Raw genomic sequence first — 22107 nt, forward strand, 5'->3', positions numbered from 1 at the left:
TCATCAGGACTCGGTCTTCCCCTCGGTGGAGAAGAGGGGCTCCCCTTTTCTCAGGGAAAGGTCCAGGTCCGCTTCGCGGATGAGAATTTCAGATGTCACGCCCTGGGTCGGGAAGAGGCTCACCCCCACACGCGCGTCAATGGACACCTCCCCTCTTCCGTCAAGGGTATAGGGTTCCACAAGGAGCCGGGTCATCTCTTCAGCGATTTCCTCGGCCTTGTCCCGCGTTCGAACCGTTTCAAGGACCACCACAAACTCATCGCCCGCCATGCGACACACCACCTTCTCCTCAGGGGCCATCTCCTTGAGCCGACGTGCGGCGTCCCTCAGCACCCGGTCCCCGGCCTTATGACCATACGCCTCATTGATGGGCTTAAACCGGTCCAGATCAACATAAAACAGGGCAAAGGGTTCGTCCTTATACAGGTTGACGGTGATCAGCTGCTTGATGTAAGCCTCAAAATACCGAATATTGGGCAATTCGGTGATGGGATCGTGGTGGGCCAGGTAGCGGATACGGGAAAGGGAGGTAAGAAGGGCAAACAGCATGGCGGTGATGAGACATGAGAGCCCCAGCCCTGCGCTGCGTATGAGGCCCGCTGCGTGATAGGTCGAAGCCCCCCTGTGGGGTGCCGCGGCCAGGATCCAGGAACCCACCGGCAGGGTGATGGGCAGCTGAACCGCGTCGCTGCGGCCAAACAGTGCGGGGTCCCCGTAGAACACCTCTCCCTGGGCTCCCATGCCGTCTTTTCCCTTCAAGGCATACCGAAGGTCACCGGCATCCATGAGCCCGCTGGCCGCATACAGGGAATCCACATCCATCACCATGCTGGAGATCCCCCAATATGAGCTCTCCTTGTCGGTGAGAAAAATGGGGCTCCGGCTGATGATTGCCCGTCCCCCCTGCACCAGCTCCACGGGACCCGCCACCACGGTTCGCCGTGTATCAATGGCCCGATGCACCATGGGCCACTGGGCCTGACTCTCCCTGTAACGAAAACCAATGGCGGCTTCGTTGCCCTCAAGGGGGTAGATGTGGGTGATCACGTTGTCCCTTGCCAGGCCGATATTGCGAATATGCGGCGTTCGGCGCACCAGTCGGCGGGCGATGGTCTCAAAACTCTCGGGTCTGACCTCGGGATTGGTGGCCACATAGATCACCAGCCCGAGGTTCAGGCTCATGGTTGTGTTAACCTCTGACTCCAGGAGGGTCCGCACGCGACCGGCCTCCTTGATCAACGCCTCACGTTCCCGCGCCTGCCAGCGTTCCTTCCCCACGTAGACAAGGTACTCACTTCCCCCGGCAAGAAGCAGAAAACAAACGAGAGAGACACCTGCAATAAACACGCGGCTGTCGGTGAATCGTTTCACAACACCTCCCCCCAAGGATGGATGCCATCGCGCACAAGAGAACGGGGGACTGCGCCACCCGCCGGGCGATACCATGGATTCGTTACGCGATGAGATGAATCCCCATTCGCGGTCCGTCGCAGCAACAATGGATTGATCGTTCAATCATAGCTTTTTGACAGGATGATGACAAGGATGGGGGAACAAGGGCATACACGCATGGGAAGGGTGTGGCCATAGACAAAGCCCGAACGGTTACCGTGCCACCATGACGGGTGGCATGTATCCCAGGGTCCTTAAGATGAAAAACCAAGGAGGCATTTCAGGTGCCGCCACACCCTTTAGGCGGTTTCCGCGCACAGGCAGGCAGACCGGATATACGATGCCAGGGCATCAATGGCCGAGACCTCGGCATGGCAGTACAGGGTACGGCTGTTGCGCTCCTGTCGAAGGAGCCCTGCGGACATGAGCCGTGCGATATGATGGGACAGGGTCGACGGAGGCACCCCCAGGGCTTTTTGAACCTGTCCCACAGGGACCCCTTCGGGCCCTTCGTTGACAAGGTACCTGATGATGGCAAGACGTGTTCCGTTTCCCAACTCTGCCAGGCGTTTCACGGCCACGTCATGCTCCGTAAGTGCATTAAAATTCATCCCCTCCCCCCTTTGTTTGGTAAACGATCTCCCTCTTGCCGGTCCATACACATCAGGCCGTTTTGGCCTTCGGGACAGACCTCGACCACCCCCACAAAATCCAAGACCCGCGGTTCGCCACCCCCCGGGATCCTCGACACCCATCGGCCTCTCCGTCAACGCCATATCGAGCAATAACGATGTTCCCTGTAAGATATCATTGTTTACACCTCAAACAAGCAACACGTCAAGCGATTAAAAATACAGGGCATTATCGAGCGAAGAGAAGCAGATGAAACGGCCGTCTCCCCTGACGGCTTTTTTTACCACTAAGTCAATTATAGAACACTGAACTTTTTATTCAAGAATTCATTTCAAAATTTCCCGTCTGCCCTGGACGGCATCGTACGAAAGCCTTTGAATATCTAGTTGCGGGCCTGGGCAACAAAAACCACCCCACACGAAACATCCGACACGGATCGGCATGGGCTTCAGAGCCCTTTGCCGGCAGCAAGGCATGCCCTGCCGAGCTTAACCTGTTTTGCCCTGGCGATGTTTGCGGCAATGCCGGATGATGCCGCGAGATCTTCCATGACGGCTCGGCTCGGGTCATCAAGGGGAAACCCGGACTCTTCCAGTGAGGCCACCAGGGTGCGGCAGCACCCTGCCACCTGCCGAAAATGAAGCAGAAGGGCCGTGGATTCCTCCACAGCCTCGGGGGAAGGGTCCGCGGTCAGGTCGGCACTTACCCTGGCCACCCGCTCAAGGGCCGTGACATGGGCCGCCAGGGTTCCTGCGGTTTCGCACACCGCATCGTCGGGATTCGCGACGGCATCGCCGAGCCGATCCAGCACAAACCGAAACGCCCCGACCACACACCCCATCATCATGGCATCTTCGTAACGCCTGAAGGGAAGCACAAGCTCAGCATAGGCTTCTCCGGGGTGTCCCAGAACCGTTCCTGCCCCAAGCGACACCCCGTCCAACCGAATATTCCCGTGGAGGGCGGGACGGAAAAACGGAAGGGCCATGGCATCCGAACGATCCACCCCCGGGGTGTCCCCCCCCAGGAGAAAGGCGCTGAACTGCTTTCTCCCCTTCTCCTCACCGACCACAGCAATTGTCACCACAAGGCCGGCCATGGGCCCATTGGAGATATACGATTTCTTCCCGGCCAGACACCACTGCCCATCGATTTTCTCCGCGTGCGTGGAGAGCTTGCCGGGGTGGGCACCGACCTTGGGTTCGGACACGGCAAAGGCCGAAGGGAAGCGCCCTTCGGCCATGGGGGGAAGCCAGGCGGCTTTCTGGTCCTCGCTTCCCAGAGCCCCCACCATAAAGTGTGCCACAAGCTGGGAGATCATCAGAGCAAGGGGAAGACCAAGGTTCCCCGTTTTCAGGGTAAGGCGCCGCAACATCTCCGAAATTTCAGGTCCGCCCCCTCCGACCCCGCCGTGGGCCTCGGGGATCCCCACCCGGCAAAGCCCTGTCTCCCCTGCAAGGTTCCAGAGGCGACGAAACATGGCATCGTCTTCCAGCGTCTCCTGTTCCGCCCATACCAAGGCCGCCTGCTCAGAAAAGCGCGTGATTATCTCGTCCATCCATTCCCCCATAGATCCCCCCCGATGCATCATGGCGCCCCCGACACCTTTCGTAAGCCGCAGACTGGTTTGATATCGCCATCTCTTTCCGTGTCATTCATTACACATATGAAATAGATTCAGGGTACCTGCAACGCCGCTCCTTAGCAAGCATCATCCTTCGCCTCGCCATAAAAGGATTGTTCCATACAGGGGGTATCAAACAGCAACAAAAGCGCCGCTATTAAGTGTAAATTCAACAGGTTTACACCCAATCTAAAGAACACCCCCGGTCCGTTCGACCGTTTCCTTTCCCTTTGACCCGGGTAGCTGTTCAGGATAAAATAAACCCCATCTCCATCAACATGTCCACACGTCAGGTCACTCGGGATCATAACGATTGCCGCGTTCCCTTTGTCGGTGCTGCGAGCTTTTATCGCCCGCGCACCCCGGGCCCGAGGTCAACGTGCCACACCGTTTCGGCTTTCCCGAAAAGAACCTGCATCGTCGTCTCACCTGCGACAAACCACAAAGGGTTTTCATGGGCATTCGCCAAAAAACAATCCTTTCCATCCTCATCGCCGTGGGGATCTCCATCGGCCTTTTTTACCAGCTTGCCGAGCGGACCATCAAAACCCGCTTCAACGCCCTTGAAGAACACCGGGCCCGAAGCCGTATCAACTACGTGCTCCGACTCCTCAACAACAGCCTGGACAACCTTACCCTCCTCAGCAGGGACTGGGGCAGCTGGAACGACTCCTATGCGTTTATGAACCAGCGAGCCCCTTTGTTTATCGAAAGCAATCTGCCGCCAGACACCTACATGGACACCGGACTCTGCTACATCGGCTTCTTTCCCCTTCGCGGCGAGCCGCGGTGGGAGGGATTCTACGACCACGCCAAAGGGACCATGGCCCCCCCTCCCCCGGTCCTTGCCCGGACCATGCAAACACTCATCGTGGCGCTTAGAAGCCAAGGACCAGGTTCGGAAACCCCGACCGGTTTTTTTGTATGCCAAGGGACCCTGCACGTCATGGCTGCGACCCCGATCCTGCGCAGCGATGAATCCGGTCCGTCACGGGGCTGGCTCACCATGGTCCAAAGGCTCAGCGACACTTTTTTTACCGGCCTTTTTCCTGATACGGGCACCAAGGTCTCCTTTGCCACGCGACCAGCCCCGGCAGATTCGGATGCCGTCCATTTCGCCTTTACGGACAACCAGTCCCGCTATATGTGTACCGGGACCCTCACCGATATCCTGGGAAAAGAAACCATCGACCTGACCCTTGAGGGCAAGTCGACCATCACCCTTGCAGGCCGGAACCTTCTGAGCCTCACCGAAGGCGCCATCCTCTTCACCGGCCTCATGCTGAGCCTTCTCACCTACGTTCTCATCCAGCGGACCCTTCTCAAACGGCTGCTCTTTTTGCGTCACCAGGTGGCCCCGGTGGCCGCTCCGGGAACCCCGGTTGAAAACGTGTACCCGGACGGCAACGATGAACTTTCAGACCTTGCAACCGACATCAACGAAGTGTTTAAGCGCATCGTGGAAGAGGAAAACCTCAACCGAAACATCCTCACGGCCCTGAACGTCGGGATACTCATGATCGATGCGGAATCGGAAAAAATCCATGAAGCCAACACCTGCATGCAGCAGATGACAGGAAAAAAAAGGGAGGAGCTGGTGGGACAACGCGCCGACGAGCTGTTTTACCTCTCGACCCATGGAGGCCACCGTCCGGGAGGACCGCATCAGGAAAAGGGCATTCTCAAAGGGCCCTCCACACGCCACGTCCTCCGAACAAAGACCGCGACCCGTTATCACGGCACCCCCATCCGCATCGAAACCTTTACGGACATCCAGGCCCTTGAGTCTGCGGTGGACGACGCCAAACGCTCCGAATCCCATTACCGCACCCTCTTTAAAAACTCCGCCACCCCAAGCGTTCTTTTCTCCATCAACGGGCACATTGCCAAACTGAACCGGGAATTCCTGCGGTATGCACGGGCAAAAAGCCCACGGGACCTTGAGGGGCGGCACTGGTCCGACTTTGTCGATGCCGAGGACAGGGCACGGCTTGAGACGTACCTGTCGGAAAAAAAAGGGGCCGGTATCTCCTTCGACGACAACGTGGAGGTGACCTTCCACGACCTTTCGGGGGGTACCCACACCGCCAAGATACACATCATGCGCCTGCCGGGAACCCAGGAGCGCATCGTCTCCATCCTGGACATCACCCGCCAGAAAAAAGCCGAAGAGATGCTCCGCCAGCAGGCATTCTACGACAGCCTCACAGGCCTTGCCAACCGCCGCTTCTTTGAAAAAACCCTGACCCATGCCCTGGATGTGGCCAGGCGCAAGCAGCGCCCTGTGGCCCTGTTCCTCATCGACCTCGACGGCTTTAAAAACGTCAACGATACCATGGGCCATCCCAGCGGGGACAAGCTCCTCACCCTGGTGGCGAAGCGACTGGTAAAGACCATGCGCACCAGCGACACCGTGGCCAGGCTGGGTGGAGACGAATTCATCGTCCTGTCCGAAGAGATCGAGGACACCCAGGACATCGTTGCCATTCTTCACCGCCTGGAGACTGCCTTTGTGGAGCCCTTTGACCTGGGATCCACCCAGCTCCACATCACCTTGAGCATCGGGGTATCACGGTTCCCCGATGATGCCGAACGTGCCGAAACCCTCATCCGAAATGCAGACCTTGCCATGTATCGCGCCAAAAAACAGGGTGACACCTACAGCTTCTTTACCCACTGCCTGGATCGCGACGCCAGGCTTCACTTTGAGCTGGAGCAGGACCTGCGAAAAGCCGTGGAAAAAGAGGAGTTCTCCATCTACCTCCAACCCCGGGTCGCCATGACCGATCACACACTCCTCGGCATGGAGGGGCTCATACGGTGGTGCCACCCCCAAAAAGGGATCTGCTCACCGGCAGAGTTTATTCCCTGTGCCGAGCTCAACGGCCTTATTGTACCCATGGATTTATGGATGATGGAAACCGGATGCAGGCAGGTGGCGCAGTGGAACAAGGAACGGGAAGCCGTGCACGGAAAACCTCCGCTGCGCCTCGCCCTCAATGTGTCGGCATGGCATTTCCGGGACAACAGGCTCCCCGACCGGGTGATGGATATCCTCAAGAAGACAGGCTGCGATCCAGGATGGCTGGAGCTTGAGGTAACAGAGACCGCCATCATGAAAAACCTCTCCGGTGCCATTGCCACCCTCAACCTGCTGAGGACACGGGGCATCTCCATCGCCCTGGACGACTTCGGCACCGGGTACTCCTCCCTCAACTACCTCAGGAGCATTCCGGTGGACACCTTGAAGGTCGATCGTTCCTTTATCGCGGCCATGGTCCCGGAGGATGAAAAAAGCCGGTTTCTCCTTGCCACCATCGTCAAGATCGGCACCCACTTCAACATCCATGTGGTGGCCGAAGGGGTGGAAGAGGAGTGGCAGCGAGCATACCTGGAGTCCATCGGGTGTCCATCGGCCCAGGGATACCTCTGGTCACAGCCGGTTCCCGTGCCTGAATTCCCCTATCTGAGGGACACCCTGCCGCCACCGGGTGCGGGGTAGGATCCTTCAGGGCGCCAGAGAGTCCGCGCCCTGCAGGCAAGGATATCCTTATCTTTGACCACGGCGTGTTCGAAAAGGCCGGGCTCTTCGGCAGGGGTCCCCACGGACCGCAGGGCCTCACCAAACCGGATCTCATGCTTGAACTCCAGCTCCAGGCATGCCAGGTGCCGGTTCATCAGCACCTCCGGGGGCACGGTCTCAAGGACCCACTCGGCATAGCGCACGTTGTTCACATGCCCGTTGATGTCCAGGTCCCTGAAGCCCGCCTGCCAGTGCAGCCCGCCGCCGGGCACATCCATGGCATCCAGGCGATCCGGAATCAACGCCTGGTGCTCGTCCCCCAGGTCACACACCGGAATCTTCACGGGAAAGGCAGACGTCCTCACCATTTTGCGCGTCTCGCTGTTTACCAGGGCAAAGCTGCTCACGGCCGAGGCCAGGGGGCGCCCGTCATCCCCCACGGCCTTGAAGGCGCGGTAGAACAACAGGCGACTCCGCCCCCCGTGCCAGGTGGTGATGTGCACCGACTCTCCCCGCATGGGAAGGGTCTCAAAGGCGACCCGCATACCGGCCAGAACCCAGAAAAGCCCGAACTCGCCCACCCGGTCAAAGGCACCGTGGGCCGCGTCCGAATGACGCATGGCCCCCTCCTGGAAATACCGCAGCATGGCCGCAGGGACCATGCGCCCTGTGGGACCGCAATCCCACGAGGGGACCTGAAATGAGACCTCAAACGTCCTTATCTCACTGCCTGTCAAGGAATCCTCCTTACCATCTCACGTATACGCCCGGAAGCCGATGCCTCCAGAAAGCTTTCGCCCAAGACCCGCCCCATGGCAACACTCGTTTCCCAGAACGCCACACGTTCGGCGTCTTTTCCGGCGAGGCGGTCAAAATCCCGCCTGTCGGGAATCCGCCCCAGGGGAAGGGAGGCGACAAAGGAAGGAGAGGGCGCCAGGAGCACCACATCGGAAAGCAGAGCGCCCCCTGCCATGCGGCTGGGTCGGTTTCGATCAAACCAGCCTAGGGTCACCTCGCCGTAAAAATGGGGATACAACACAAGCCCATCGTCACCGTGCAGAAAATCAAAGGCGGGGTGATAATGAAAAAGCCCGCCGTCCCGGTACACCCCCTTGGGGCCGCCGGGAATGTCCCGCACGCCCTCCATGATGTAGGGAATCGATCCGCTGGCCAGAAGCGCCTGCCGAAGATTTTCCGACGTCAGGGGAGACGTCCCCCCTGAAAACTCGCCGTTTCCGGAAAAAGGAGGCACGTCCCGGGGATCAAAGAACAGCGTGGGGCGACACTGGGCCCGAAACAACTCCCGGGAAACCCGGTTCGCCGCCCAGGCCCCGGCGATACCCGCGATCATGGCCAGGGGGTGGTCCGAAGCCAGGGGGCCCCTGCAGCGCACTGTGGACAGATGGAGCCTGCAATAGGGATGAGCCAGGATCTCCTCGGCCTTTCCCGGGCCAAGACAGGTGTCCATGATCCGGTGGGCCTCGGCGCTGACCTGCCGGGGCGTCACCTTCCCTGTGTAGTACTGATGGATATAAGCCCGGGCCAACCGGTCAAAGGCCGCCTCCGGGTCAGCCTGGGCCGCCGCCGCCGACTTCCATGCTCCGATGGAGGTCCCGAACAGGTGAAGGGGCTTTTGCCGCCCCTCAAACCATCGACCGAAAATCGCCGACTCCAACCCGTGCAGCACCAGCCACTTGGCTGCACCTGAGGCCCCCACCACCATGGAGACATCGTCCGGGGAAAGCCCCTTCTCCCGGATCCTCTCATACGCCCTGTGGCCAGCCAGAATCAATAACTCGCCTGCCATGTGTTCTCCTTTCGTTCTTAGCCCATGGCCGCTGCCATGGTCTCCAGCTCCTCTTCGGCCATGATGCCCATGGCCCCGAACTCTTCCATGGTGAACAGGACGAACTCCCCTTCCGATGAGGCGCAGACCTCCCCCTCCTCATCACGGATTTCAGCCACAACCCGGGCCTTCCGCTCGCTGAGCCGCTCCGTAATATAGCCGTTCAGGGAAAGAGGCGTGCCCACGCGTACGGGCTTTTTAAAGGCCACGTTCATCCCCTTGGTCAGGATAAACCGCTCGGTCAGGTGGATGGCCGTCCAGCTCATCATCTCGTCCAGCATGGTGGAAAGAATCCCTCCGTGCACAAGATTGCTCCACCCCCTGAATCGGGGCCTCACCGTCAAAAAGGAACGAAGCTGCTCCCCGTTGGACTCAAAACGCATCTTCAGGCCATGGGGATTCTCCGTCCCGCAGGCAAAACAGTCCCGATCCACCCCGGCAAGGGGTTTCCATTGTCTCTCCGTCATTGTCTCTCTCCCAATCCCAAATGCAGATTCATCACGTTGGTCATATTGTTCAGCCGGTGCCATGGCACCGGCAGGGTTAACGTTTAAAAAATGCCTCCGGCGGCCCTGCCGGGGGCTAAACTTTTAAAAAGTTTAATAAACAGGCTTTAAAAAGCAGATTCAGGCCTAATCATAATCAATAGCGAATATGATTTTCCCTGAGGAACGAAGGGGAAAGCGCATTCGCAACTGCTTTCGAGGTGTTTTGTCTAAGAGGTTTCGCCACCCTCGCCGCCGGAGGCATTGCTTTTGTTTTTTCCTGAGCCCTCTTGCCCTGTGATTCATCAGCCTTTAACCATAGAAGGCGCATTTTTTCCTTACTTCGTCCCGAGAAGGAGCCTGGCCGATCGGATCATGTGCGCGCAGTGGGCATCGAAGGTCCCGGCCTTGATGTGGTACTGGCAGAAGTAGTGGGATCCCTCGGACAGGGAAATCAGGGCCTCTGTGGTGGCCTGAGGATCATCCACGCGGATGACCCCGGCATCGGACAAAAGGGCCATCTGCTTATTCAGGTACCGCCGGTAGTTGCCGTAGAGGTTCCGCACCCGCTCCATCACCTCGGCGTCCCGCTGGCTCAGGGCCAGAAATGAAAAAACCACGGAAAAACTGGCCGCCTCGTACCATTCCCTGCTCCAAATCAGGGAAAGGAGGCACTCCAGACGCTCTTCCGGGTCCCCGCCTTCGGGGAGCCGGGCAAAAAGGGCCGCATAGGTTCGCAGGACCTCGTCCACCAGGGCCATGACCATCTTCTCTTTGGAGCCGAAGTAGTGAATAATCAGGCTGGCATGGACCCCTGCCTGTTTGGCCACCTTGGCCACCGACGCATTTTCAAACCCCTCGGCCTCGATCACCTCGTAAAAGGCCTTTAAAATAGCCGGTTTTCGCTCGTCTGCGCTCTGTCTTTTTCGCCCTGCCATACCCATCCTTTGCGAAACTGACTGCTCCGCCTGCTTATTTATTGAATGTTCATTTAATAAGCAGATACACGCCCCCTGTCAAGGCCAATCCGCAGCGCCCCCGGGGACTTGCCCTTCAAGCTCCGGCCCTGGTTCCCCGGCTCATTCGGCTCAGCTGAAATGCACCGCCACCCAGATGGTCTCCCGGTCCTCGGGTGTCCAGGTGACCCGGTGGCGGGCGCGGGCCGGAATCAGCAGATGATCCCCTGCCCGAAGGTGGATTTCCTCTTCCCCCTCAAACCGAAGGCGCGCCTCCCCCTGCACCACCAGAACCCACTCGTGGGTTTCCTGATCGTACCAGAACCCCTCGGGGGAGGCCTGGCCCTTTGAAACAATCCGCTCTATGGTCACCCCGTTACCCGTGGCAAGGATCGTCATGAGCTCCTCGGGAAGCTCTTCCGGTATGCCCTCAAACAGATTCCTTCGCGCCGCAGCGCCGCCTTCTTTTCGTTGCCGGTCCATTGTTTCTCCGTAAACTGTTTGCAGCCACTGGCAGCTGTGTTATGACCCCATCGGAATTTGAATCATACCCGGATATTTTTCATCATATGGCGGGCTCTTACAACCCCTTTTGAGATTGAATTGGCCAGTGAAACAAACCAGAGGCACCACCGGAACCGACATGCTCTTTATCTATCCCCCCGCAGCCAAAGTCAGCGAGCCACCTGCGGGCATCGCCCGGCTTGCCGGGGCCTTGAGGCACCACGGGGTCACCACAAAATCCGTGGACATGAGCCTTGAAGGCTTCATGTACCTGTTTGATAAAGAGTCGACAGCCGACGACCGCTGGAGCACCCGGGCCCTTAGCCGCAAAGCCCGCAACCTGGAGCTGCTCACCACCATGGCCGGGTACGGTCACATCGACCGGTACCGCAACGCGGTACTGGATATCAACCGGGTACTGAAGGTGGCCTCGGAAGGGTGCGGGGCGGTTGCGTCCCTTGCCAACTACAAAAGCGAGGCCCTGTCGCCCGTCAAAAGCGAGGACCTCCTCAAGGCCGCCCGGAACCCGGAAGAAAACGCCTACTTTCCCTACTTCGAAGCACGGTTTAAGGAACTCGAACAAGAGTGCGGGGGCCTCACCACCGTGGGCATCTCCATGAACTACCTCAACCAGGCCCTCACCACCTTTGCCATCATCGGACACCTGAAAGCCGCCTACCCCCATGTCCGCATCGTCTTAGGGGGCGGCCTGGTCACCTCCTGGATGCGCATGCCCTCCTGGAACAACCCCTTTGCGGACCTGGTGGACGACATGATCGCAGGGGAGGGCGAGCACCCGCTCCTCCGGCTCTTCGGCAAGGAGCCCACCGAAAAGCACTACCTGCCCGACTACGATGATTTCAAGGAACTCCCCTACCTGGCCCCGGGCTTTGTCCTCCCCTTCTGCGCCGCAGGGGGTTGCTGGTGGCGCAAGTGCACCTTCTGCCCGGAGCGGGCGGAACAGAACCCCTACACCCCGGTGGCCACCGCCACCGCCGTTGCCCACCTCAACACCCTGGTGGAGACCCTGAACCCCGCCCTGGTCCACATCGTGGACAACTCCGTGGGACCGGCCTTCTTGAAAAAACTCTTTGCCACGGGGTTCAACACACCCTGGTACGCCTTCGCCCGGGTCACCCCCCACCTCACCGACGAAGCCTTCTGCAGGGACCTCAAAGCCTCGGGGTGCCGCATGCTCAAACTCGGCATCGAATCCGGCGATGCCTCGGTCCTGTCGGACATGAACAAAGGGGTGCCGCCGGAGATGGTCTCCCGGGCCCTTGCCACCCTGCGCAAGGTGGGCATCACCACCTACGTCTACCTCCTCTTCGGCACCCCCACGGAAACCGAAACCGCCGCCAGAAAAACCCTGGACTTCGTGGCCGACCACCACGAGGCCATCGGCTTTCTCAACCTCTCCGTTTTCAACCTCCCCTACTTCGCCCCCGAGGCAAAAACCCTCAACACCAGCACCTTCTACGACGGAGACCTCTCCCTCTACAGCGAGTTCAACCACCCCCTGGGCTGGAACCGCTCCCTCATCCGCCATTTTCTCGAAAAAGAGTTCAAAAAACACCCCCACATCGCCCCCATCGTCCACCGCGACCCCCCGGTGTTCAACTCCAACCACGCTGCCTTTTTTTAAAAAGCATGCCTTCTATGGTTAAAGTCGGATGAACCACAGAAAAATCAAAAGCGAGCCTCCGGCGGCAAGGTGTGCCACCTTGAAAGCAGGTTGCGAATGCGTTTTCCCCTTCGTTCCTCAGGGAAAATCACATTCGCCATTGGTTCAGATTAAACTGAGCCTGTATTTAAATCCTGTATATCAAACTTTTCAAATGTTTGGCCCCCGGCAGGGCTGCCGGAGGCATCTTTAACCGGACTGCCTCCCACGGCGCAGCCCTTAAGGGAATGTGAGGAGCCCCGAAGCATTCGTGAACCTGAGGTGCAGGGACTGTAACCCATACCCAATACACAAAAATTTCAACTGACAATATTCACGTGACGAAAACGTATTCTGATACTTCGAAGCTTGTGACCCTGTACGTACAAACCGACAGACGTTGTGTCGGGCGAAGCCCGAGGCGGACGCCCTTGAGCATTTTCCTGAGGGACGAAGGAAAATGCGCAAGGGCAATATGCTTTCGAGGTGGCTCCACCTCGCCGCCGGAGGCACGCTTTTTAAGCCCTCGCAAGGAACCCGTCGATGTGCTTTTTTGCGGTGCGACGGTCGAGGCCGGTTTTACGGGCCACTTCGCCGATGTTGTGGCACCCGCTCCAGAGGTGGTGGCAGTAGGCCTGGAGGAGTTCTGTGGCGGTGAGGCGCCCCTGGGCCATGGCCTGGGCAAAATCGGGGGGTTCGGATTCGGGGGCCTGGGTGGTGTAGCGACGTTTGAGAAGGATGCGGCGGACGCATTGGGCCAGTTCGCGGACGTTTCCGGGCCAGGGGTAGCCCCTGCCGGGGTCCTTTTCGATGGTGGCGGTAACCATGGCTGAAAGGTCCGGAGCGGGTTTTCCGATGATGCGGGCAACGGTGTAGTCCACCAGGGCCCCGAGCTCGTCCGGGGTCTCCTGAAGCCGGGTTCGCAAGGGGGGCATGACGATAAGGTCCGAGCAGAGGCGGTAGAAGAAATCGTCGCGCATGCGGCCTGTGGCGGTCAGTTCGTCAGGGGGACGGTTGGTGGCGGCGATGATGCGGCCGGAAAACCGTTTTTCCATACGACTGCCAACGGGGGTGTAGGTGCGCTCTTCCAGCACCTTGAGCAGCTTGATCTGAAGCCCCGGGCTCACCTCACCAATTTCATCGAGGAAAATGGCCCCGTGGGGGCTGCACGTTGAAAAAATCCCCTCGTGGTCCTTGACCGCCCCGGTGAAGGACCCCTTGGTGTGGCCGAAGAGTTCGGACTCCACAAGGGTCTCAGAAAACTGGGAGAGGTTGACGGAGACAAAGGAGGCGGCAAAACTCTCGGTAAAGCGCATGGTTCCGGCGTCAAAGGGGATAAATCCGGATCGCCCGATGGCCTGGGCAGCGCTGCCTTTGCCGGTGCCGGTCTCCCCCAGAAGCAGGGTGGAAAAATCCTCCATGCGGTTCACCAGCCAGGATTCATAGAGATCGATATCGCTGGTAAAGACGTTGTTCCAGAGATCCTCCCGCAGTGAAACCATGGAGGGGCTCAGGCCCGGAAGCCCCCGGTCAATGAAGTAAAAGGCCCGCCTGATCTGAAAACTCAAGGCAAAAAAACGCAGGGCCTCGGCCTCGGAAAAGCCCGACGACACCAGGGTCCCTATGGCTTCTTCTGCAAAGGGCACGGGCAGGACACGTGCCCCTTCGGCCGCCTGGGCGATGATATGGGAATCAAAGGCCCCTATGTGGCGATGGAACAGGGCAAACAAATGGGCATACTTCAGCAGGTCGCCGTCGTCGCGGCCATAGGCCGACAAATCGCCCCGGCCCCTTTCACGGAGCCCTGCCATGCGGCGCTCCACGTCATCAATGGTCCGGGCCAGCGAATCGTCACCTTCTCCGCCGCCGTAAAACCCTGCGATGCGCCGATTGATGGCCTGCCGCGCCTCGCTGAAGGGGTTGGCCCGCACCGCGTCTCGCACCAGGGAAAAAAATTGCCGTTCGTCTTCGGTCAAACGATGGATCATCGGTCGGGTCCTTACGTGAAAAAGTTGGGTAAGCCACAGAGTCACAAAGGGCTAAGAAAAAAAACAAAAACATGCCTCCGGCGGCAAGGTGTGCCACCTTGAAAGCAGGTTGCGGATGCGCTTGGCCCCTCGTTCCTCGGGTCAAATCACATCCGCCTTTAAAACGGCATTCATACAAAAAAAACGTTTAAGACCTGTTTGTTAAACCCAGCGCATAAAAATTGGCAAACGTTTGGCCCCCGGCAGGGCCGCCGGAGGCATCTTTAACCGAAGCACCTCAGCCCCTAACTTATCATTTTTTGTATACACAAATATCATAAATTACATACCCCCGACAACACATCGCAACCCCGTCCCACCACACACCGACCCCTTCCCCTTGAGAATCACGGAGTTACCGAAGCCCGCCGCCCCTGGCACGACTTTTGATATACATACCCCCAAAGAAAAAACACCCGGCGAAAGTCATCCCGCTGTGGTATGCATAATCAACTATTCGGACCCCAAGGAGACCCCATGACACAGCATGAGAACGCCCCTTCAAGCCTTCTGAAGGCCCCACGCTTCGCCCCCTTCTTCTGGACCCAGTTTGCCGGGGCCTTTAACGACAACATCTTTAAAAACGTCCTCATGCTGCTCCTGGCTTTCCGCGCCGCCCAGCCCGGGCAGACCGATATCCTCATGAACCTGGCGGCAGGGCTCTTCATCCTACCCTTCTTCCTCTTCTCATCCCTTGCAGGGCAAATCGCCGACAAATACGAAAAGGGCCGCCTCATCCGCATGATCAAGGTGGCGGAGATCGGCATCATGTGCGCGGGGGCCGCTGCTCTCCTGCTGGGCAGCACCGCCTCCCTTCTGGCCCTGCTCTTCCTCATGGGGACCCAGTCCGCCTTCTTCGGACCGGTGAAGTACAGCATCATGCCCCAGCACCTGGACGCCACCGAGATTGTCGGGGGCAACGCCCTTGTGGAGATGGGCACCTTCGTGGCCATCCTGGCCGGCACCATCGCAGGGGGGCTGCTGATCCAGGTTCACAGCGTGTACGCCGCCCTGGCCGTTATCGCCACGGCCGTGGCCGGCTGGCTGGCCAGCCGCAAGATCCCCGAAGCCCCTGCCGCCAGCCCGGACCTTGCCGTCAACTGGAACATCTTCAGCCAGACCGTCCGCACCTTAGGCTACGCAAAAAAAGAGAAGACCGTGTTTCTCTCGGTCCTCGGCATCTCCTGGTTCTGGTTCCTGGGGGCCTGCTACGTCACCCAGATCCCGGCCTACACCAAAAACGTCCTGCACAGCACCGAAGGGGTGGCCACCTTGCTGTTGGCCATGTTCTCCATCGGCATCGGCGCGGGCTCCATGCTCTGTGAGTACCTCTCCGGTAAAAAGGTGGAGTACGGCCTGGTGCCCATCGGATCCCTTGGCCTGAGCCTCTTCGGAATTCACCTGGCCGCAGCGGGCAGCCTGCCCGTGCCCGAAGTCCCCCACAGCCTCATGGGCTTCCTGGCGGCCAAGGGAAGCCTTCCCATCCTTTTTGACCTTGTGCTCATAGGCATCTTCGGGGGGCTCTACATCGTGCCCCTGTTTGCCATCGTCCAGACCCGGAGCGATGAGAGCCACCGGTCCCGGGTCATCGCGGCCAACAACATCTTAAACGCCCTGTTCATGGTTGGCGCAGCCCTCCTGGGCGGGGTCTTCCTCGGCCCCATGGGCCTCTCCATCCCGACCCTGTTCCTGACCATCACCCTCATGAACATCGCCGTGGCCGTCTACATCTATACCCTGGTGCCCGAATTCACCATGCGCTGCCTCGTCTGGGTCATCACCCACCTGTTTTACCGCATCCACCACGAGCACCTGGACAAGATCCCCGCCGAAGGCCCGGCCGTCATCGTCTGCAACCACGTCAGCTACATGGACGCCCTTATCATCGGGAGCTGCTGCAGGCGTCCCGTGCGCTTTGTCATGGACAAGGGCATTTTCGGCATCCCGGTCCTCAACTTTATCTTCCGCACCGGCAAGACCATCCCCATCACCGCCAAACGCAAAGACCCGGAGGTCTACGAGGCAGCTTTTCAACGCATCGCCGAAGAGCTGGAAGACGGCCAGGTGGTCTGCATCTTCCCGGAAGGCAAGCTCACCCGGGACGGAGAGATCGACACCTTTAAAAACGGCATCGAAAAGATCATCCGCCGTACCCCGGCCCCGGTGATCCCCACCGCCCTTAAAGGCCTCTGGGGAAGCTTTTTCAGCCACAAGGACGGCACGGCCCTGGTCAAGCGCCCCAGGCGGCTCTACTCCAAGATCCACTACACCGTAGGGGATGCCGTGGCCCCGGAACATGCAACGGCAGAGGGCCTGCACAGCCTGGTTTTAAACTTGAGGGGCGATCACGCATAATGGCGGAATCCTCTGGCAGATTCCGTTGAAATATGTTTTGCTTATCAGAACGTGAGGCTGGCGTCCCTTTGGCCCGAATACCCGAACGGACGCCCCGGTCTCCATAACCCATCAACCAGAGGCAAAGACCCCACCCATGATTGAAGGCATAACCTGGGCGGGCATTGTGTTTTGTATTACACAGTCCGCCATTTTTTCCGGCCTGAACCTGGCCTTTTTCAGTATCAGCAAACTCCGATTGGAGGTCGAGGCCTCCCAGGGCAACATCTATGCGGCCCGGGTCATCAAACTCCGCAAGGACTCCAACTTCCTTCTCACCACCATCCTCTGGGGCAACGTCGGCATCAACGTGCTTTTGGCCCTTTTGGCCAATTCCGTCATGACCGGCATCACCGCCTTTCTCTTTTCGACGGTGCTCATCACCTTTTTGGGGGAGGTCATCCCCCAGGCCTATTTTTCCAGGCACGCCCTGAAAATGGCCTACGGCTTCTCGCCCCTTCTCCGGCTCTATCAATGCATCCTTTTTGTGGTGGCCAAACCCACGGCCATGATGCTGGACCGATGGCTGGGCAAAGAGTCCTTCCACTTCATGCGTGAACGGGACATGCAGCAGCTCATCACCATGCACATGAAGTCGGACCAGTCGGACATCGACGCCGTGGAAGGCAAAGGTGCCATCAACTTCCTGAACCTGGACGACATCCCCCTTGCAAAAGAGGGTGAATTCATCGATCCTCTGAGCATCATCCACCTGCCCTTTAAAAACAACATCCCCTGCTTCCCCACCCCGGGCACTCCGGCCTTTGAGGAGTTCATCAACCAGATCCAGTCCTCGGGGAAAAAGTGGATCATCCTCATCGACGACATGGGCTACCCCGGCTTTGCCCTCAACTCCGACAGCTTCCTCCGAAGCGTCCTGTTCGATACCGCCCCCATCCACCCCATGGCCCACTGCCACCGCCCCATCATCACCACGGACGCCACCACCCCCCTGGGCTCGGTACTCCCCAAGCTGAAGGTGCACCCGGAGCGATCCGACGACGACGTCATCGACGACGACCTCATCATCTTGTGGGGAAAAACAAAAAAAGTGGTGACCGGTGCGGACATTCTGGGCAGGCTGCTTCGCGGTATCGCGGACCGTCCGAAAGAGACATAAGCCCGGCTTACGCCCTGACACTCAATGCAGGGACCGGGGGGGGGGCAACAACAGAGTCACAGAGGGCTCAGGGAAAAAAACAAAAACATGCCTCCGGCGGCAAGGTGGCACACCTTGCCGCCGGAGGCATTGCTTTATGTGCTTTTAGCTCTCCGCCTTGGATCCGCCACCGTTGGCACCGCTGCCCAGCAGTTCCTGGGTCAGGCCGTTGATGTCGTTGCCCTTGAGGCCGATGTCGGACAGGAGGGAATCCACCAGCGGGGCCTGGCCGCGGTATCGCAGGGCGCTGTTCACCAGTTGATCCGACAGACTCGCGTCCCCTGAGGCTGCTGCCGCTGTTCCATTTGCAGACGCCCCGTTGAGGCCGTCCACCTGAATGATCTTGATCCCGTCGATGTTTTCCATGGGCTTGACGCTCTCGCGGATGATCTCGGGGAGGAACTTGATCAGGGCCATGCGGATCTGCATGGCCACCTGGGCTTCGGACAGGGTGTTGTCCGCATCGTTCAGGGCTCTTTTGCCCTCGGCCTCCACCGCATAGCTTCGCTCTTCGGCATCTGCCTTGAGGATCTCGGCATCGGCGGTGGCCTTGGCCTCGATCATCAGCTTATCGGCTTCGGCGGTGGCTGCGATGCGAATGGCATCGGCCTCGTCCTCTGCGGCAAGTTTCTGGGTCTCGGCTGCCACCTTGATCTTGATGGCATCTTTCTGGGCGGCTTTTTCCGCTTCGATGAGCTCAACGATCTTCTCACGCTCGGCCACCTGGCTTTCCCGCACGGTGACCACGCCCTCTTCCTCTTTAACGGCCATGGCCCGCGCTTTGTCGGCTTCGGCCTGGGCCTCAGACTTGGCCTTGGATTTTTCGGCAATGGCGATGGAGCGATCCTGCTCGGCCAGCTCCACGGCCTTTTTCTGCTCGATCTCCGCCGTCTCCAGGACCTTCTCCTTGGCGATGTCCTTCTCGCGCACCTGCCGCTCTTTCTCGATCTTACCCTCTTCCACGGCGCGGTCCGCCTCGATGTGGGCCATGTCCACCTTCTGCTTGGCCTCGATCTGGGCTTCTTCGGCGTCCCGCTGCTTCTGGGCACGCTCCCTGGCGATTTCGGCCGTCTGGTCAGCCTTGCGGATCTCGATCTCCCGCTCCTGCTTGAGACGGGCGTACTCCTCTTCCCTCTGGATCTCCAGCTTCAGCTTTTCTGCTTCGAGGTTCTTGTTGGAGATGGAAACCTCGGTATCCTGCTCAATGGCGTTACGCTTCATGCGGCGCACCTGGATCTCTTCGGTGAGCTTGGTCAGGCCCTCGGCGTCAAAGGCGTTGTCCGGGTTGAAAAACTCCTTGCTGGTCTGGTCAAGACCGGTAAGGGACACCGTCTCAAGCTCCAGACCGTTTTTCAGCAGGTCTTCGGAGACCACCTGCTGCACCTTCTGGACAAAATCCACCCGCTTCTCATGGAGCTCGGTCATGGTCATCTCGGCGGCCACGGACCGAAGGGCGTCCACGAACTTGCCCTCCACCAGCTCCTTTAACTCATCCGGGTTCATGGTCTTCATGCCCAAGGTCTGGGCTGAGTTGGCGATGGACTCTTCCGAGGGCTTTACCCGGACGTAAAATTCGGCCATGACGTCCACGCGCATGCGGTCCATGGTGATCAGGGCCTGGGTTTCGGCGCGACGCACCTCAAGGCGCAGGGTGTTCATGTTCACGGGAATCACCTCGTGGAGCACCGGCAACACCAGGGCCCCGCCGTTCATAATAACCCGCTGCCCCCCGAAGCCCGTCCGGACAAAGGATGTCTCCTTGGACGAGCGGGTGTACAGCTTGGAAAAAATAATCAACACACACAATGCCGATGTAACGACAATACCTACGACAATCATCATACTGCCCATGCATTCCTCCTCGTTTGATTCAGCTTATGCCTCCGGCGACCCGCCGGGATCTAAACGTTTAAAAAGTTCAATAAACAGGTCTTGGTTTGTACGACCCCATACAATTTACTCTTCAAGCTCTTCACAGGTATTCAAAATGGCACGGAACACCGGGCCCTTTTGTTCCACAATCAACACCGCGTCCCCCTGCTCCAGCACCTGGCCCTCCACATCGGGCTCCACCATGAGGTAATGGGTGGTGCCGAAACGATCTTTCAGTTTGGCCTGGGCCGGGCTGGACACCTCGGCCCGGCCCAGGGTGATATGGGCGACCTTGCCGATGTAGCTCTTTTCCGAGATCACTTCGGTCTCGTCCTTGGGAAGAAACCGCCCACAGGTCCGGCCGAACACCTTTACCAACGGAAGGGTCCCTGCAAGGGCCACAACCGAGGCCACAACAGACGGCAGGTATGCCCCCGTCACCCTCCCGGCCACGGACTGGATGCCCAGCCCCAGAAGTCCGAAGAAGGTAAGGAACACCACCAGGAGAATCAGGAAAGGCACCCCACGAACCTGCAGCCACCCCATAAACCGGGTAAAGCCCGAGGCGTCCACATCCGGAGCGTCGAGATCCACGGAGGCATCCACGTCCGGTAACAGGCTGTCCAGAAACTCGGAAATGCCGAACCCCACCAGGGTCCCGACCCCTTCCATCACGGAGATACAAAGCATCAGGCCAAGGGATGCGGTGAAGGGAAGGTTGGCGGGATGCAGCATCAACTCAACCATGGGCGCCCTCACCCTTTAAGGCGGCCAGGCGCTCCTGAACCCGGTTGCGCCGGGCCATCTCTTCAAGTTCGGCCAGCTTCACCGCATCACTGCGCCCTGTGTCCGACGAGAGGGCCTCCATGCCGCCGGCCTTGGCCGTTACCCGCTCAAAAGTCGCTTGGGCCCCGGCCACCCGGCGCTCCACATCGCTTGGGGCGGATGCCGAAGGGGAGGCATCCTCGCTGGCCCCTACCGTTTCGGCACGAACAGAGTCCCGGTACTGGGCCAGGACCTCGGTCATCTCCCGCTTCTGGGCCTTCAGGGCGCTGATGTAACTCTCCAGCTCCTTTTCCTGGGCGGCGTTGTCTGTCAAGGTGGCCTCTAAGATGGGGATCTGGGCTTCGATGTCCATCTGCTTGCTGATGGCCGCTTCGGCCAGGTCATCACGGTTCTCCCGTACGGCCAGCTCGATCTGTCCGGTGAGCTCTTCGTACTTCCGGTTCATGGCCATGAGGCGCTTGTTGGCCAGGTGCTTGCCCGCCACCACTTTCCCAAGCTCGTCGCGCACCTCGTCCATGGCCCCTTCCACGTCCCGGATGGTCTCTTCCATGACACTCTCCGGTACCGCCCCTTCCAGGGAAGAGACAACCGAGTTCACACTGCCGCTCACGATGCGGCGTACCCGTTTCCAAAGTCGTTCACTACTCATCACCGATCTCCTTTTTTTTTCGAGTCATGATCTCTTGCATCAGCGCAGACAGCTCCATGGTGGAGGCGATGCGTGTTTTGACTGTTTCAGGATCGTAGCAGAGGCGAAAATCCGATGCGCCCATCTCAAGGGTCCCGTCCATTATCCGGGATATGCGTTCATGGAGTCCCTTTTCGAGCCCAAGCAGGGGGGGCTGGGTGCCCTCGCCCTGGTCAGACGTATACGACAGGAAAAAAGCGAGCAAATCGGGAAGCCACTCAAAGGAGCGTTTCACAAGCTCCGAAGAGAGCCCGGCCCCATGCTCGTCGGCCCGGATCTTCTGCACGGCAGGGCCCATGATCCGAGTTATCTCATCAAACCAGGCCTGATAACCTTCGATTTCATTTTCGGCGGCCCGTCTCTCGGCGATGAGGGCCCTAAAGCGATCACTGGGCGTCTTGGCCCCTTTAAATTCAAGCCGACTTAAAAATTCGGCGTCGTCTTCTGTGATGCGTACACTGAAAGGTACTGTTTTTGGCGGCATGTCGTCCCCCGTATTTATGGATTGTCCACCGGCATCCCGCCGGGTCCGTCAACATAGTTACGACAAATGAA

At 59.0% G+C, this 22107-nt stretch carries 17 protein-coding genes; 4 read left to right on the forward strand and 13 right to left on the reverse strand.

What is annotated here, in order from left to right:
* Positions 1-3 precede the first annotated feature (3 nt).
* The 3 genes from BLQ12_RS01595 to BLQ12_RS01605 all read right to left on the reverse strand — a co-directional run bounded on the left by BLQ12_RS01595 (position 4) and on the right by BLQ12_RS01605 (position 3583).
* On the reverse strand, positions 4-1371 hold the full coding sequence (locus BLQ12_RS01595) for a diguanylate cyclase domain-containing protein (RefSeq protein WP_175469424.1): 1368 nt from the start codon (positions 1369-1371) through the stop codon (positions 4-6).
* A gap of 320 nt (positions 1372-1691) precedes the next feature.
* A complete protein-coding gene (locus BLQ12_RS01600) occupies positions 1692-2003 on the reverse strand; it encodes an ArsR/SmtB family transcription factor (protein WP_092207594.1) in 312 nt (103 codons plus the stop codon).
* A gap of 470 nt (positions 2004-2473) precedes the next feature.
* The gene (locus tag BLQ12_RS01605) at positions 2474-3583 is read right to left on the reverse strand and encodes an acyl-CoA dehydrogenase family protein (RefSeq protein WP_175469425.1); all 1110 of its coding nucleotides are present in this window, start codon (positions 3581-3583) and stop codon (positions 2474-2476) included.
* Between the two features lie 520 nt (positions 3584-4103).
* Between BLQ12_RS01605 and BLQ12_RS01615 the strand changes: the two genes are divergently transcribed.
* Entirely contained in the window at positions 4104-7151 is a 3048-nt protein-coding gene (locus BLQ12_RS01615) for an EAL domain-containing protein (RefSeq protein WP_092207600.1), read from the forward strand.
* Here the strand turns inward: BLQ12_RS01615 and BLQ12_RS01620 are convergent.
* The 5 genes from BLQ12_RS01620 to BLQ12_RS01640 all read right to left on the reverse strand — a co-directional run bounded on the left by BLQ12_RS01620 (position 7112) and on the right by BLQ12_RS01640 (position 10942).
* On the reverse strand, positions 7112-7909 hold the full coding sequence (locus BLQ12_RS01620; protein WP_092207602.1) for an acyl-[acyl-carrier-protein] thioesterase: 798 nt from the start codon (positions 7907-7909) through the stop codon (positions 7112-7114). The two genes, BLQ12_RS01615 and BLQ12_RS01620, sit on opposite strands and share 40 nt — an antisense overlap.
* Positions 7906-8979: a patatin-like phospholipase family protein gene (locus BLQ12_RS01625; protein WP_092207604.1), complete on the reverse strand. Its 1074-nt coding sequence runs from the start codon at positions 8977-8979 to the stop codon at positions 7906-7908. The genes BLQ12_RS01620 and BLQ12_RS01625 overlap by 4 nt, the downstream gene beginning before the upstream one ends.
* Before the next feature lie 17 nt (positions 8980-8996).
* Positions 8997-9485: a PaaI family thioesterase gene (locus tag BLQ12_RS01630; protein WP_175469426.1), complete on the reverse strand. Its 489-nt coding sequence runs from the start codon at positions 9483-9485 to the stop codon at positions 8997-8999.
* Between the two features lie 356 nt (positions 9486-9841).
* On the reverse strand, positions 9842-10441 hold the full coding sequence (locus BLQ12_RS01635; RefSeq protein WP_175469427.1) for a TetR/AcrR family transcriptional regulator: 600 nt from the start codon (positions 10439-10441) through the stop codon (positions 9842-9844).
* A 150-nt stretch (positions 10442-10591) separates the two neighbouring features.
* The gene (locus tag BLQ12_RS01640; protein ID WP_092207610.1) at positions 10592-10942 is read right to left on the reverse strand and encodes a cupin domain-containing protein; all 351 of its coding nucleotides are present in this window, start codon (positions 10940-10942) and stop codon (positions 10592-10594) included.
* Positions 10943-11069: 127 nt separating this feature from the next.
* On the opposite strand from BLQ12_RS01640, the gene BLQ12_RS01645 reads away from it, so the two are divergent.
* Complete coding sequence (locus BLQ12_RS01645; RefSeq protein WP_254781944.1) at positions 11070-12608, forward strand: B12-binding domain-containing radical SAM protein; 1539 nt, start codon at positions 11070-11072, stop codon at positions 12606-12608.
* A 536-nt stretch (positions 12609-13144) separates the two neighbouring features.
* Here the strand turns inward: BLQ12_RS01645 and BLQ12_RS01650 are convergent.
* Positions 13145-14614, reverse strand: a complete 1470-nt coding sequence (locus BLQ12_RS01650) for a sigma-54-dependent transcriptional regulator (protein WP_092207614.1) — start codon at positions 14612-14614, stop codon at positions 13145-13147.
* A gap of 516 nt (positions 14615-15130) precedes the next feature.
* On the opposite strand from BLQ12_RS01650, the gene BLQ12_RS01655 reads away from it, so the two are divergent.
* Both BLQ12_RS01655 and BLQ12_RS01660 read left to right on the forward strand, forming a co-directional pair.
* A complete protein-coding gene (locus tag BLQ12_RS01655; protein ID WP_092207616.1) occupies positions 15131-17008 on the forward strand; it encodes an MFS transporter in 1878 nt (625 codons plus the stop codon).
* A 136-nt stretch (positions 17009-17144) separates the two neighbouring features.
* Positions 17145-18167, forward strand: a complete 1023-nt coding sequence (locus BLQ12_RS01660; protein WP_092207618.1) for a DUF21 domain-containing protein — start codon at positions 17145-17147, stop codon at positions 18165-18167.
* A gap of 144 nt (positions 18168-18311) precedes the next feature.
* On the opposite strand, the gene BLQ12_RS01665 is transcribed toward BLQ12_RS01660, so the two are convergent.
* From BLQ12_RS01665 to BLQ12_RS01680, 4 genes are all read right to left on the reverse strand, one after another.
* The gene (locus BLQ12_RS01665; protein WP_092207620.1) at positions 18312-20057 is read right to left on the reverse strand and encodes a flotillin family protein; all 1746 of its coding nucleotides are present in this window, start codon (positions 20055-20057) and stop codon (positions 18312-18314) included.
* A 105-nt stretch (positions 20058-20162) separates the two neighbouring features.
* Positions 20163-20825: a YqiJ family protein gene (locus BLQ12_RS01670; protein ID WP_092207622.1), complete on the reverse strand. Its 663-nt coding sequence runs from the start codon at positions 20823-20825 to the stop codon at positions 20163-20165.
* Positions 20818-21513 (reverse strand): PspA/IM30 family protein, encoded by a 696-nt coding sequence (locus tag BLQ12_RS01675; protein WP_092207624.1) that lies wholly within the window; start codon positions 21511-21513, stop codon positions 20818-20820. The genes BLQ12_RS01670 and BLQ12_RS01675 overlap by 8 nt, the downstream gene beginning before the upstream one ends.
* On the reverse strand, positions 21506-22036 hold the full coding sequence (locus tag BLQ12_RS01680; protein ID WP_092207626.1) for a hypothetical protein: 531 nt from the start codon (positions 22034-22036) through the stop codon (positions 21506-21508). Before BLQ12_RS01680 ends, BLQ12_RS01675 begins: the two co-directional genes overlap by 8 nt.
* Positions 22037-22107: the final 71 nt, after the last annotated feature.

Origin of the sequence: Desulfoluna spongiiphila (assembly GCF_900101345.1) — a bacterium.
In the GTDB taxonomy this organism is placed as follows: Bacteria; Desulfobacterota; Desulfobacteria; order Desulfobacterales; family Desulfolunaceae; genus Desulfoluna; species Desulfoluna spongiiphila.